Annotated in this window: 10 protein-coding genes; all 10 read right to left on the bottom strand. The window is 42.9% G+C overall.

What is annotated here, in order from left to right; genetic code table 11:
- Window positions 1-16: 16 nt before the first annotated feature.
- Complete coding sequence (locus PSR12_RS08230) at window positions 17-988, bottom strand: P1 family peptidase (RefSeq protein ID WP_274772575.1); 972 nt, start codon at window positions 986-988, stop codon at window positions 17-19.
- Between the two features lie 3 nt (window positions 989-991).
- The gene (locus PSR12_RS08225; protein WP_274772572.1) at window positions 992-2,005 is read right to left on the bottom strand and encodes an ABC transporter ATP-binding protein; all 1,014 of its coding nucleotides are present in this window, start codon (window positions 2,003-2,005) and stop codon (window positions 992-994) included.
- Window positions 1,974-3,008, bottom strand: coding sequence for an ABC transporter ATP-binding protein (locus PSR12_RS08220; protein WP_274772570.1), 1,035 nt, complete (start codon window positions 3,006-3,008; stop codon window positions 1,974-1,976). Before PSR12_RS08220 ends, PSR12_RS08225 begins: the two co-directional genes overlap by 32 nt.
- Window positions 3,009-3,023: 15 nt before the next feature.
- Complete coding sequence (locus PSR12_RS08215; RefSeq protein WP_274772568.1) at window positions 3,024-4,478, bottom strand: aldehyde dehydrogenase family protein; 1,455 nt, start codon at window positions 4,476-4,478, stop codon at window positions 3,024-3,026.
- 10 nt (window positions 4,479-4,488) lie between these two features.
- Window positions 4,489-5,235 carry an SDR family NAD(P)-dependent oxidoreductase gene (locus PSR12_RS08210; protein WP_274772566.1) on the bottom strand — a complete coding sequence of 249 codons (747 nt, stop codon included), beginning with the start codon at window positions 5,233-5,235 and terminating at the stop codon, window positions 4,489-4,491.
- Window position 5,236: 1 nt separating this feature from the next.
- Window positions 5,237-6,325 carry a tartrate dehydrogenase gene (locus tag PSR12_RS08205; protein ID WP_274772564.1) on the bottom strand — a complete coding sequence of 363 codons (1,089 nt, stop codon included), beginning with the start codon at window positions 6,323-6,325 and terminating at the stop codon, window positions 5,237-5,239.
- Window positions 6,322-7,554: a M20 family metallopeptidase gene (locus tag PSR12_RS08200; RefSeq protein WP_221680752.1), complete on the bottom strand. Its 1,233-nt coding sequence runs from the start codon at window positions 7,552-7,554 to the stop codon at window positions 6,322-6,324. Before PSR12_RS08200 ends, PSR12_RS08205 begins: the two co-directional genes overlap by 4 nt.
- Window positions 7,555-8,182: 628 nt before the next feature.
- Window positions 8,183-9,310: a conserved virulence factor C family protein gene (locus PSR12_RS08195; protein ID WP_221680751.1), complete on the bottom strand. Its 1,128-nt coding sequence runs from the start codon at window positions 9,308-9,310 to the stop codon at window positions 8,183-8,185.
- 12 nt (window positions 9,311-9,322) lie between these two features.
- A complete protein-coding gene (locus tag PSR12_RS08190) occupies window positions 9,323-11,209 on the bottom strand; it encodes an ABC-F family ATP-binding cassette domain-containing protein (protein WP_274772562.1) in 1,887 nt (628 codons plus the stop codon).
- Between the two features lie 121 nt (window positions 11,210-11,330).
- Window positions 11,331-12,797 (bottom strand): MocR-like pyridoxine biosynthesis transcription factor PdxR, encoded by a 1,467-nt coding sequence (pdxR, locus tag PSR12_RS08185; protein ID WP_274772560.1) that lies wholly within the window; start codon window positions 12,795-12,797, stop codon window positions 11,331-11,333.
- Between the last annotated feature and the right edge of the window lie 54 nt (window positions 12,798-12,851).

Below are 12,851 nucleotides of genomic sequence, written 5' to 3'. Positions count from 1 at the left end.
GCTGTTCCCCCTTTTTTTAAGTGCTTGTCTTTTGAATGCTTGTATAACTCTCAACATCCGCCAATCGTTCAGCGGCTTTAATGCCAGCCAGAATCGCTTCCTCCATCACCTTTGTCGCTAGCTGGCCTAAATAATCAAGTGCATAGGATTGATCCCCTGTACCAAGCACAAAAATCGTATCGCCATCCAGCATCGTATGAACAGGATAAATCGTGCGTGCTAAGGCATTTTGCGTAAGCTGCGCAATCTTTTTAGCCTCCGCCTTCGTTAGCTTGGCATTCATTGCCACAACACCAATGGTTGTATTAGTACCCGCTAAAGCCTCTGATTGTGCATGTTGCTCTAAATAGGCACAGCAATCCACCCATTGACCAGAATGTGTATCTCTTGCTCCAGCTAAAATTTGCCTCGTTGTGGGGTCCTTGACATCTCCAACTGCATTGACAGCCACGATAGCACCTACTACAAGACCATCTTTCCCCGCATAGGAAGCACTACCAAGCCCACCCTTCATTGCAAATGCTGGACCAGCTAATTTGCCTACAGTTGCTCCGTAGCCTGCGCCTACATTGCCGTTTGGAAATGAACCGACTTGTGCCGCTTGTGCCGCTTCATAGCCCATAAGTGCAGTAGGTCGTGCATGTGGATCACCGATAAACAAGTCAAAGAGTACAGCACCTGGTACAATCGGTATTTTCGCTACTCCTGCATCTACCCCAATCCCTTGCTCCTCTAAAAATTGCATAACGCCTGTAGCAGCATCTAACCCAAAAGCACTACCCCCAGCTAAACAAATGGCATGGACTCGGTCAATTTCATTGATGGGATCTAACGCATCTGTTTCACGAGTACCTGGTGCAGAACCCCGAACATCCACTCCACACACCGCTCCGTTTTCCACTAATAGCACCGTACAGCCTGTGATGCCCTCTTTATTCTCGCGATGTCCTACCTTAACACCTGGCACATCCGTTATATTGCCAAACATTCTTCACACCTCACTTGTTAAATAATTGCAATTTTCTGATTTTTCTTTATATAAAAAACAGGCTACTCGTTGTTGATCATTTTCATCGTGAAGCTTCGGTCTCTCCTGATGGCATCTTTCCATCACATACGGGCAACGTGTATGAAAGACACAGCCAACAGGTGGATTCATCGGACTTGGTAACTCACCCTGTAAAAGTATTTCTTGCTTAGGCTCATCAAAATTCACAACTGGTATTGCAGATAGTAATGCTTGTGTATAGGGATGTAACGGATTGGCATATAGCTCCTTCTTTGTCCCAATCTCCACTACTCTGCCTAAATACAGCACTGCCACACGGTCACTAATATGCTTCACAACGCTTAAATCATGTGAGATAAATAAATAGGTTAATTGAAATTCATCCTGTAAATCCATCATGAGATTGAGCACTTGTGATTGCACCGACACATCCAGTGCTGAAACGGGCTCATCGGCAATAATGAATTCTGGATGAATCGCTAATGCCCGTGCAATCCCAATACGCTGCCGCTGCCCACCAGAAAATTCATGTGGAAACTTATGCATGGCATCCTCAGGTAGCCCTACCTTTTGTAATAGCTCCTTCACACGCTCTTTGCGTTGCTCCTTCGTCAAGGTTAATTGCAGCTTCATCGGTTCTTCGATAATAGAGCCGATTCGCATCCGTGGGTTGAGGGAGGCAAAGGGATCCTGAAAAATCATTTGCATTTGATTACGATAACTTTGCAGCTTATTCCCCTTTAAATGCTGGATGGGCTGTCCTTTATACAACACTTCCCCTGCTGTTGGTTCAACGAGCTTCAAAATTGTTCGCCCAAAGGTGGATTTTCCTGAGCCTGATTCGCCAACAATACCAAGCGTTTCCCCTCTATAAATCTCAATCGAAATATCATCCACCGCTTTAATGACCTTTTTCTCTTCCTTCATCGACTTACGTTTCACAGGAAAGTAGGCTTTTAAATGATTAATTTCCAGCAAAACTTCTTTCTCCGTCATGAGCCAGCTCTCCTTTCTCCGTGAATAAATGACAGCGTACCTTATGTGCCTCTTGAATGTGATGAACAGCAGGTTGCTCCTGATGACAATGTGCCAGCGCATGGGGACAACGTGGCGCAAAGCGACAGCCGTCAGGTAATGCATACGCAGGTGGCACTGTACCAGGAATCGATGGTAGCCTTTTGACATCTGTTTCAAGGCTTGGCATCGTCTTTAAAAGCGCTGTTGTATAAGGATGCTGTGGATTTAAAAAGAGCTCTCTTACTGGGGCTTCCTCGACAATCTGTCCCGCATACATCACCATAACGCGGTCAGCTGTCTCTGCAACAACGCTCATATCATGGGTAATGAATAAAATGGCTGATCGATGCTCTTCCTTCATTTTTAGCATCAGCTTTAAAATCTGTGCCTGAACCGTGACATCAAGTGCCGTAGTTGGCTCATCCGCAATCAATAGCTGCGGATTATTCGACATCGCAATGGCAATCATGACTCGTTGTCGCATCCCACCTGAGAGTTGGTGAGGATATTCGGTGATGACCTTTTCTGCATTCGCAATCCCGACTTCTTTTAAAAGCTGTAGCGCTTTATTCCATGCCTCTTTTTTCGATACCTTTTGGTGTCTTCGTATGCCTTCAATCATTTGATTGCCAATCGTAAAAACGGGATCTAAAGAGGTCATGGGCTCTTGAAAAATCATACTAATTTCATTGCCTCGAATACGGCTCATTTCTTTATTTTTATAGGTAAGTAGATTTTTACCATTTAAAGTGATAGAACCTGACGTAATTTCTCCTGGAGGTATAGGCAGCAACCGCATAATGGCTAAGGATGTAATACTTTTGCCACTTCCCGATTCACCAACCAGTGCAACGGTTTCTCCTTTATGAATAGTAAAATTCACATCTTCCACAACTTTTGCCTCTTTGCCATTTTTTAAATGGAATTTAATTGATAAGTGATTGACCTCTAAAAGTACATCTTTTTCTTTTGGCTGTTCCATATGCGTCCCTCCATCTCAGTGTTGATTAGGTGGTGCATAGCGTATAGCGATATTTTTCATTTGCGTATAGTTTCGCAGTGCAACAAAGCCCTTCTCTCGACCAATTCCACTTTTTTTATAGCCGCCAAATGGCATTTGAATGCCTCCAGCAGCCCCATAATTATTGACAAATACTTGGCCAGCCTGCACACGACTTGCCACATAATGAGCCGTATCGATATTTTGTGACCAAATGCCTGCCACTAGGCCATAGTCCGTACTATTGGCTAATGCGATGGCCTCCTCTACAGTGGAAAATGTCAAGACGGTTAACACTGGACCAAAAATTTCCTCCTGAGCTAATGGATCATTTGGATCAACACCATCAAGTATAGTTGGCTGAACATAAAAACCATTCTCATGGCCTGCCAATGTCAATGGTTCCCCACCTGTCACAACATAGCCATCTACCTTTGCTTGCTGTAATAATGCAGTGATTTTCGTATATTGTTGTTCATTCAGTAACGGTCCCATCTCCATATCTGCCTCACCTGGTCCTACTTGGATCGCTTGGAACCTTTGTGCTAATCGGGAAATGAAGGACTCTTTTATTCGTTCCTCAATGAGTAAACGTGCCCCTGCTGAACAAGTTTGTCCAGCATTTTGGATAATCGCACGTACGACTCCCTCTAATGCCTGCTCCATGTTAGCATCCGCAAAAACAATATTAGGAGATTTACCACCAAGCTCTAATGTCACAGGCACAACATTTTCTGCAGCCGCCTTCATTACCGCAATTCCTGTGGGAACAGAACCTGTAAACGTAATATGATTAATATCGGGATGTGAAGTTAAATAAAGACCAACTTCTCGTCCCAAGCCCGTAATATGCTGAAAAATCCCTTTCGGCAACTTATCGGCGAACCATTGTGCAATGGCATGTGTTGTTAGTGGTGTATCCTCCGCACTTTTCACAATGACTGCATTACCAGTTGCTATAGCGGCTGCTACACTTCTTGCCGTAATTTGAATCGGATAATTCCATGGCACAATATGTACCGTAATGCCCACTGGCTCTAGCACTACTGCATTTAATAGCCCATCCTCGATTGGAATGGTATCCCCCATCACCTTATCCGCTGCACCGCCATAAAATTCAAAATAGCGAGCCGCTGCTTCAATATCTGCTCTTGCCTGTGATAAGGGCTTTCCTACATCCCGACATTCGAGTAAACTCCATTCCTCTGCATGCTTACGAATATAATGAGCAAATTCGATCAATAACTGCCCACGTTCATAGGCTTTCCATTGACGCCAGTCCTCTCGTTCAAAGGCTACTCGTGCTGCACGCACTGCCTCTTCTACATGTTCTTTACTTGCGTTGCCAATTTGTGCAATCACTTCACCTGTTGAGGGATTCTTAACATCGAGGTATGTCTGAGCATCACCGTGAACCCACTCACCATCTATCAACATAGGAATTTTTTTCATTGTACCCCTCCTATAATCCACGGCCACCATCTACATGTAATGTCGTTCCTGTGACCATACTTGCTGCATCTGAGAGTAAATAATTAACAGCTCCTGCTATATCTGCTGGCTTCACTAATCGTCCTAATGGCACAGATTGCACAAAGACACTTTGCTTCGTCTGCTCTACATCTGCACCTTGTGCGGCGAATTGACCAAGCATTTGTGTGTCTGCTGGTCCTGGATGAATCGTATTAACCCGAATTTGACTAGATGCTAGTTCAATTGCTAGTCCTCTCGTAAAGCTCTCTGCTGCACCCTTGGATGCAATATAAGCCTGTAAGCCCGGTCTTGGTCGCACTGCTGAAATCGAGGCAATTGTAATAATAGAACCCCTTTGCTGTTTTTTCATAAAAGGGACAACTGCCTTTGTCGTGATAAATAAACTTTTCACATTAACATCCATTAAACGATTCCATTCATCCATTGTGACCTCTTCAATCGGCGTAGCTGACTGAGCAATTCCCAGTGCATTAACAAGACCATCTATTCTGCCATACTTATCAAAAACCTGCTGGCAGATGTCTTGCACACGTTCCTCCTGTAACACATTGACTTCAAAGCATTGAAGGGCATCCTGTGCAATATCTGATAAGGCGTCTATTGATAGATCAAGTCCAACAACTCGATTGCCCTGCTTTAATTGCTCTTGAATAATGGCCTTTCCCATACCGCCTCCTGCACCAGTAACCACAATTACCTTTTGCTCAACTGCCATGCTAAACACCTCCTGCTGTTAAAGTTCTATTAATAATTTCCTGACAAATCGCATCGCCCATTTGTGCTGTTGTCGCTTGTCCACCAATATCTGCTGTTTTCACAACGCCTTCTTGCAGCACAGCTGTAATGGCTTTAACAATGAGCTGTTCTAAATCTGGTCTGCCTTGATGGCCAAGCAGTAAGGCAAGCGACCAAATTTGAGCGATTGGATTGGCAATACCCTTGTCTGCAATATCTGGTGCTGAGCCATGAACAGGCTCAAACATCGATGGAAAATCCTTTTCGGGGTTCAGGTTGGCTGATGGAGATAGACCAAGTCCTCCTACAATAGCAGAGCCTAAATCGGATAAAATATCGCCAAACAAATTGGACGCCACCACCACCTCAAAATTCTGTGGTCGTTCTACGAAATAAGCAACGAGTGCATCGATATAAATGGATTCGAGCTGTAGTGCTGGTGAACTTTGAGCCACCGTTTTGCTTGTATGCTCGTCCCAGAATTTCATTGAATGAATAATGGCATTTGATTTTGTCGCACTTGTTATTTTGGTTTTACCGTGTTGCTTCGCATAATCACAGGCAGCATGGACAATTTTTTCAATCCCCATTCGTGTCATGATGGTATTTTGAATCGTCATTTCCTGCGGCTGCTGTTGGTACAGTCGACCACCACTGTCCGAATATTCACCCTCTGCATTTTCACGGAAGATCACAAAGTCAATTTCTTTGCCGTTAGCCAACGGAGACGCGATCCCTGGCAGTGATTTAATAGGACGGAAATTCACATATTGCTGGAACTGTTTCCGAATCGGCATAATCAATTCCCAAACGGTCACATCATCGGGCACACGAGCATCGCCAATAGCTCCAAATAAAATCGCATCATATGTTTGAAGTGTTGTCAGTGCATCATTAGGCATCATACAGCCATGCTGCACGTAGTAATCGGAGCTCCAAGGAAAGATGGTTGTTTCAATTTGTAAGGAGCTATGTTGTTCTTGCAAACAATTTAAAACTTTTAACGCTTCCTGCATAACCTCTTTTCCTATGCCATCTCCTGGTATTACTGCTATTTTGATCGCCGTCATTGTGCATCACCCGCCAAAAATTTTAATGCTGCTAAACGGTAAATTGCCGTTGTTTCTGCCAATTCTTCAATATCCACATACTCATTGATTTGATGAGGGATTTCTCGATCTCCTGCCCCAACTGTTACAATTGGAATACCATGCACATGAAGAAACGTGCCATCTGTCGCGCCTGGAACACCGTTATATTTTGGTTCCTTTTCTGTTACCTCTGCCACAGCCTCATATATAGCCTGTACAACGGGGTCTTCCTTCGCTGTTGCTGTTGCAGGTCGGTTATCAAGAACCGTCAGTTCAGCTTTGAAATCAGGGTCATCTGCTTGTAATCGTTTAATAATCGCTTCAATCTTACTCAGCAGTTCATCATGATCCTGCGCAGGCACCGTGCGAATATCGAGTGTTGTCATACAATGATCCGGAATGACATTGATTTGTGCATCGCCTTTTACAGGCGCACGTAAAATCGTAGGTGTAATAGATGGCCAATTCAGCATTGGATCACGCCCTAATCGTGCTTGCTCCTCTTTTTCCAGCTTTTCAAGCTCTACGATGAAACGTGCCATACGCCAGTTAGGATTGATGCCACTCCACGAAATCGCACCATGCGCCATTTTACCGAAAATATCTACCTGTAAACGAATAGCCCCACGTTGTGCAATACACACATTATTTTCCTGTGGCTCACAGATAATCGCACCATCCACACCATCAGCCCAGCCATTTTTAATAAAATGTTTAATGCCCAGCATAAGCCCTTCTTCATCACAAGGAATACATAAAATAATTTTGCCCGTAAACGCCTCTTGATCTAGTAGCAATGACTGACAAGCTGTAATCATACAAGCAAGATTCCCTTTTGTATCATTCGTTCCCCTGCCATACATACGCCCATCAATGATTTCTGCACCAAATGGATCGTAGGCCCAAGCCTCTCGATTGCCCTCTGTCACCACATCTGTATGTCCTTCGAAAAGTAATGTTTTCCCAGGCTTACCCGAATCAATAATGCCAATGACATTCGGTCGCCCCGGCACAACCTCCTCGATATGCGTCTCGATCCCAATATCTCGTAAATACGCCGCTACAAAAGTTGCCACCTCTTGCTCATTGCCCTTCGGATCGTTCTCACGGTAAACGCTTTCAATGCGCACGAGCTTCTGTGTTAGGGCAATGACCGTCTCACGATCTCGCACATACGATTCTGTTGTCTTTAAACTAGTTACTGTCATGCAAAGGACCTCCTATTTTTAAAGAATATTCTGAATTTATGTTATTTTAACATTGTCCTTTCTCTATGAAACTAGACAATATGTTAATGATTCAAAGAGCGCCTTTAACTTTTTGTTTAGCAATAAATCACTAGAAAATAACATTTTTTTCTGTTTTACGCGGTTTTTCGATCAATCCAACGAATGAAAGAGAGTATTGATTTTGATTTTGACGTGGTTAGAGATTTTTAGTTTGGAAGAGAGCAACACTTTTTTTGAGCGGGATTTCTTTAATTTGGAGAAAGAGTTTTTGGTACTTTGGAGCGGCTTTCTCTCCTTTGAGAGCGGATTCTCACTTCTTTGGAGCGGTTTCATCTCTTTTTAGAGCAGGTTCTCACTTCTTTGGAGCGGCTTCATCTCTTTTTAGAGCGGGTTCTCACTTCTTTGGAGCGGCTTCATCTCTTTTTAGAGCGGATTCTCACTTCTTTGGAGCGGTTCACCCTTTTTAAGAGCGGGTTCCCACTTCATTGGAGTGGTTCGCTCACTTCTTGGAGAGGACCTTCACTATTCAGATGCAACCTCACCCTCTTATTAGAGCAAACTCCAGCATTACAAAACAAAAAAACCAGCATTTGCTGGTTTTTCCTGATTATTGTTGACGGGATTCGGTCATTTGCTTCCAAACCGAGCCTTTTGCTTCCTCACCTTGTTCGATACGGGCAATGGCCATTTTCACTTGTAGCTTCACTTCGAATTCTTTGTCATCTTCGGCAGCCTTCAATGCTGTTAAGGATTGTTCTGTGCCGACCTCATATAAATACATGGCTGCGCGCCAGCGAACCAATTTGTTTTTGTCCTGTAAGGCTTGCAGCATGGCTTCTTCAAATTCTACAAAGCCCAGGTCACTCATGCAGTCACCTGCTGTTCGACGTACTGCTGCACTTTTATCTTGGAGGGCTCTTTCTAAATAAGGGACAACTGCCACATCCTCAATCATGCCTAAGTACACCGTCGCTAGTCGACGGATAGACATTTGTTCATCCTGTAAAGCTAAATCTAATAGCGGTAGATCGTCTAGCTCAGGATCAGCCATTTGATCGAGCAGTTGGAAGCGTTTCTCCCATTCGGGTTGCTTGAACTGCTCTACTGTCACTTTGAGCTTGTCCGTTTTCACAGCCGCTTTTTCACCATCATTATTGATAGCTGTGACAATTTCCGCTAAACGTTCTGCAGAATAAGTGACATCAATTTCCTGTTTGACTGTTTCAGCAATTTCCTCCAGCTCACCGTAGCGAACCCCATAATCAATCCACTTACGTTGGAAAATATAGTTTTCATCTACTGCCGACTCAATAATTTGATTAAAAGCATCGACAAAACGGTCTCCGCAGCTTATACGATATTCACGTTGGTTATCAAAAACTTTTACTTGTAAAGGCACCTGCTTGTAAAACTGTACATGGACATAAACCTCTCCATAAAATTCATTGGCCACAACCGTTTCTTCTTGTGTTTGGACATCTTCCCCTAACACTTGTCGAATACTTGCTAGGATACCTTCCCATGCATATTTGGCATTACGCTCAACAGCAAAGAAATCGGCTACATGGTAAACGCCCTTTACTCCTTCAATCGCTAAAAAAGCAGCCGCCTCGCCTGATGCTTCGTCTTTATTATCCTTTGTAAAATTATAGCTCTTCCCGAATGGTAGCTCTGTATCAACAACAATCTTCATAGAATTGGGACTTGGCGTCGGTTCAATGGTAATAATCTTCATGTCTATCGCTCCTTATCCGTTCACTATTTCATCTAAATACGACCATCTTTCAATAAGATGCTCATATTGTGCATTTAGCTCATCCAACTTAGCTGTTAATTCCTGTAGCTTGGTAAAATCTGAGCCTGCATTGGCGATTCCTTCTTCGGTCTCCATAATAGCCGTTTCTGTTTTCTCTATATCATCTGCAATCGTTTCCCATTCTTTTTGCTCTTTAAACGATAGCTTTTTTTTGTCTGATTTTGGCTTTTCTGATTTGGCCTTTTCCACTTTTGGCGTTTCTACTTTGACAGTCGCTGCCTGCTCACGTTTCTCCAGATACTCACTGTATAGATCCAGTGTTTCCTCAACTTGTCCCTGACCATCTAGTATCCATAGCTTTTTCGCAATACGGTCGAGGAAGAAACGATCATGGGAAATTGTGATAACCACGCCTGGGAAATGCTCGATGAAATCCTCTAGCACACCTAATGTTTCAATATCTAAATCATTCGTTGGCTCATCAAGTAATAACACGTTTGGTTGCTCCATCAATAAACGTAATAAATGAAGACGCTTGCGCTCACCGCCCGATAATTTTCCAATTGGTGTACCATGAGCATGCAGCGGGAATAAAAAGCGCTCCAGCATTTGAGCTGCTGAGTAACGGACGCCCTCTGCATCTGTAATATCATTTGAAGCCTCACGTATATATTCAATCATGCGCTCATTTTCATTCATTTTCGGCAATGTTTGCTTAAAATGTGCCAACTTCACTGTTGACCCAACAAGAATTTCACCTTGATCGGGTGTCAGCTCTCCTGCTAGCATGTTCAATAAAGTTGATTTTCCTACACCGTTCGCGCCGATAATACCAATTCGATCACCTTGCTGTAGTAAAAATGAGAAATTTTCAAGGATTTTTTGCTGTCCAAAGGCTTTCGAAATATTCTCAGCCTCCAGCACTTTACGACCAAGTCGTGTTGTCGCAAGTCCCATATCCAAGGAAACATCTTCTGATTTGCGCTCTAGGTTTTCTTCTAGCTTTTCAAAGCGTTGAATACGAGCTTTTTGCTTGGTTGAACGCGCCTTCGCACCACGACGAATCCATTTTAATTCTGACCGATAACGATTGCGATCCTTCTGTGCAGAAGCAGCTTGCATCTCCTCACGAATAGCTCGAGCCTCTAAATAATCACCGTAATTCCCTGTATGACGATACAAGGTTTGATTCGCTAACTCGTAAATATGTGTTGATAATTCATCTAAGAAATAACGATCATGGGTGATGAAAATCACTGCACCCTTTAATCGTAAGACCATCTCTTGAAGCCATTCGGTAGACTGTAAATCTAAATGGTTTGTGGGCTCATCTAATAAGTAAAGATCCGCTGGTTCAATTAACACCTTCGCTAATGCAACACGTTTTTGCTGACCGCCTGATAGCGTTAGTACCTCTTTTTCAAAAGTTTCAATCCCAAGCTTTGTTAAAGCCGTCTTCGCAAGGGCATTGACATCCCATGCCTGCTCTTCATCCATGCGCTGTTGCAGACTAAATAACGTCTTTTGTAAACTTTCGGATGTTGGGTTACTTGCTAGAGCAGCAACCGTTTCCTCATATTGACGATTCAGCTGTAAAATGGGCGAATCGCCTGAAAAGACAGCTTGTAAAACCGTTTCGCCTGCCTGAAATGTAGGCTCCTGAGGTAAATAAGCGACACGGTATTTATTCGGACGATCTACTGTCATCGAATCCGCTTCCATGTCCCCAGCTAAAATGGATAATAGAGTTGATTTTCCCGTTCCATTTATACCGATTAAGCCTGCCCGCTCTCCCTCATAAATGGTAAATTCAATATTTTGAAAAAGCGTTTTATCGCCCACTGTTTTGGTTAAATTTTGTACAATTAAATGACTCATTCCACTATTCCATCTCTTTCATGTTAGGTATTGTTCATGCCCACACGATTTTTATGTAGACGATTATTGATATCCACTACTCATCATAACATCAAACCGCAGGTAAACAAAGAACAACAAACTAGCAACGAACTGATGGCATGTCCTGTAAATAAGATTCCATAAGCTGACAAAGCTTGATGATTCCTTGTGTTAAGTCGTGCGGTTCAGGATAAGAATAACTAATTCTCAGATGGTGATATTGTGGCTCTCCTGGATAACAAGCTGAGCTTGGTAAAAAGGTAATTTGGGCTTGTTGAGCCTTCCATAACAGCTCATCCGTATTGCCATTACTAGGTAAAGACACCCAAATATTAAGCCCACCTTTTGGTTCGATCCACGTAACGCCCTTTGGTGCATACTTATTCAACAATGCAATCGTCTGATCCCTTCTTATCTCAAGCGCAATGCGCAGTTTTTCTAAATGGGCATGCATTCGGTCTGAACGTAAAAATGGAATCAGTGCCTTTTGTGTTAATAAGGGGTTACCTGAATCGGTACTGGATTTGGCAGATAAAAGTCGTTGATGAACAGTACCTTTTGAAAGGATAGCACCGATTCTACAGCTTGGGGCTAACGTCTTACTAAAGCCCTTTAAATAAATAACATGACCACTTGTATCTAAAGCTTTCAGAGGTGGTGGTGGGGGGTTATTGTCAAAATAGATTTCATTCCATGAATCGTCCTCTACAATAAGAAAGCCATATTGTTGGGCAAGATCCAGTAATTCTCCCCTTCTCGCTGCACTTAAAACTGTGCCTGTAGGATTGTGAAAGGTTGGATTTGTATAGATAAGCTTTGGTTGTTTGCTTAGGCAGAGTGTCGCTAGAAGGGTTGTCTGCATCCCTTCCTCGTCTACTGGTATGGGAATAATGTGGGCCCCACGATTTCTAAAGACATCGATTGCTGCTGTATATGTAGGGGCTTCGGTAATGACAATATCTCCAGGTCCAATAAATGTTTTAGCCACTATATCTATACCTTGTTGTACACCGTTTGTGACAATAATTTCTTGTGGTGTTGTAGTAATATTACTATATGCTTGGACATAGTCTTGGATTGCCTTTCGTACATCTTCATCCCCCTGTACCGTTCCATAACGAGCCACAATCTGAGGATCTGCCTGTAATATGGCCACAATTTCATTCACCAAGTAAACAGAGGGTAATAACCCAGGATGGATGGTAGCACTGGAGAATTTGATCGCATATTCCATTCTTTTATTTAACATAGATTGTGAACGTTGAATGTAATCAGGAATGGTTAGTTGCCAATTATAATCACTACCGCCCTCATTTGTGCTTCTTTGTTTTTTGTTTCGAACAAACGCCCCCTTGCCATGTATCACTTCAATATAACCATTTCTTTCTAATAAGGCATATGCCTTACTGACCGTGACAGGGCTCACTTGATTTTCTTTTGAAAAGCTCCGAATAGAAGGTAATTGGCTCCCTTCCTGTAAAAATTCTGACCTTATTTTTTCTGCAAGGATAGTTGAAATCTGATTAATTAAAGATTGATCAGACTGACGATTCAGCTTTATTTCCATTGGACCTCCAACTGTTATAGTCTTCATTTGACTGTTATATATATCACTATATAG

This window comes from Lysinibacillus sp. G01H (assembly GCF_028872195.1).
Classification (GTDB): domain Bacteria; phylum Bacillota; class Bacilli; order Bacillales_A; family Planococcaceae; genus Lysinibacillus; species Lysinibacillus capsici.
The sequence above is the reverse complement of the archived record's forward strand: the minus strand, read 5'-3'. Positions and strand labels throughout refer to the sequence as shown.

Excerpts from the sequence above, each read along its gene's own strand:
- PSR12_RS08190 (WP_274772562.1), bottom strand. The coding sequence starts at position 11,209 with ATGAGTCATTTAATTGTACAAAATTTAACCAAAACAGTGGGCGATAAA.
- PSR12_RS08195 (WP_221680751.1), bottom strand. The coding sequence starts at position 9,310 with ATGAAGATTATTACCATTGAACCGACGCCAAGTCCCAATTCTATGAAG.
- PSR12_RS08205 (WP_274772564.1), bottom strand. The coding sequence starts at position 6,325 with ATGACGGCGATCAAAATAGCAGTAATACCAGGAGATGGCATAGGAAAA.
- PSR12_RS08220 (WP_274772570.1), bottom strand. The coding sequence starts at position 3,008 with ATGGAACAGCCAAAAGAAAAAGATGTACTTTTAGAGGTCAATCACTTA.
- PSR12_RS08230 (WP_274772575.1), bottom strand. The coding sequence starts at position 988 with ATGTTTGGCAATATAACGGATGTGCCAGGTGTTAAGGTAGGACATCGC.
- pdxR (WP_274772560.1), bottom strand. The coding sequence starts at position 12,797 with ATGGAAATAAAGCTGAATCGTCAGTCTGATCAATCTTTAATTAATCAG.
- PSR12_RS08210 (WP_274772566.1), bottom strand. The coding sequence starts at position 5,235 with ATGGCAGTTGAGCAAAAGGTAATTGTGGTTACTGGTGCAGGAGGCGGT.
- PSR12_RS08225 (WP_274772572.1), bottom strand. The coding sequence starts at position 2,005 with ATGACGGAGAAAGAAGTTTTGCTGGAAATTAATCATTTAAAAGCCTAC.
- PSR12_RS08200 (WP_221680752.1), bottom strand. The coding sequence starts at position 7,554 with ATGACAGTAACTAGTTTAAAGACAACAGAATCGTATGTGCGAGATCGT.
- PSR12_RS08215 (WP_274772568.1), bottom strand. The coding sequence starts at position 4,478 with ATGAAAAAAATTCCTATGTTGATAGATGGTGAGTGGGTTCACGGTGAT.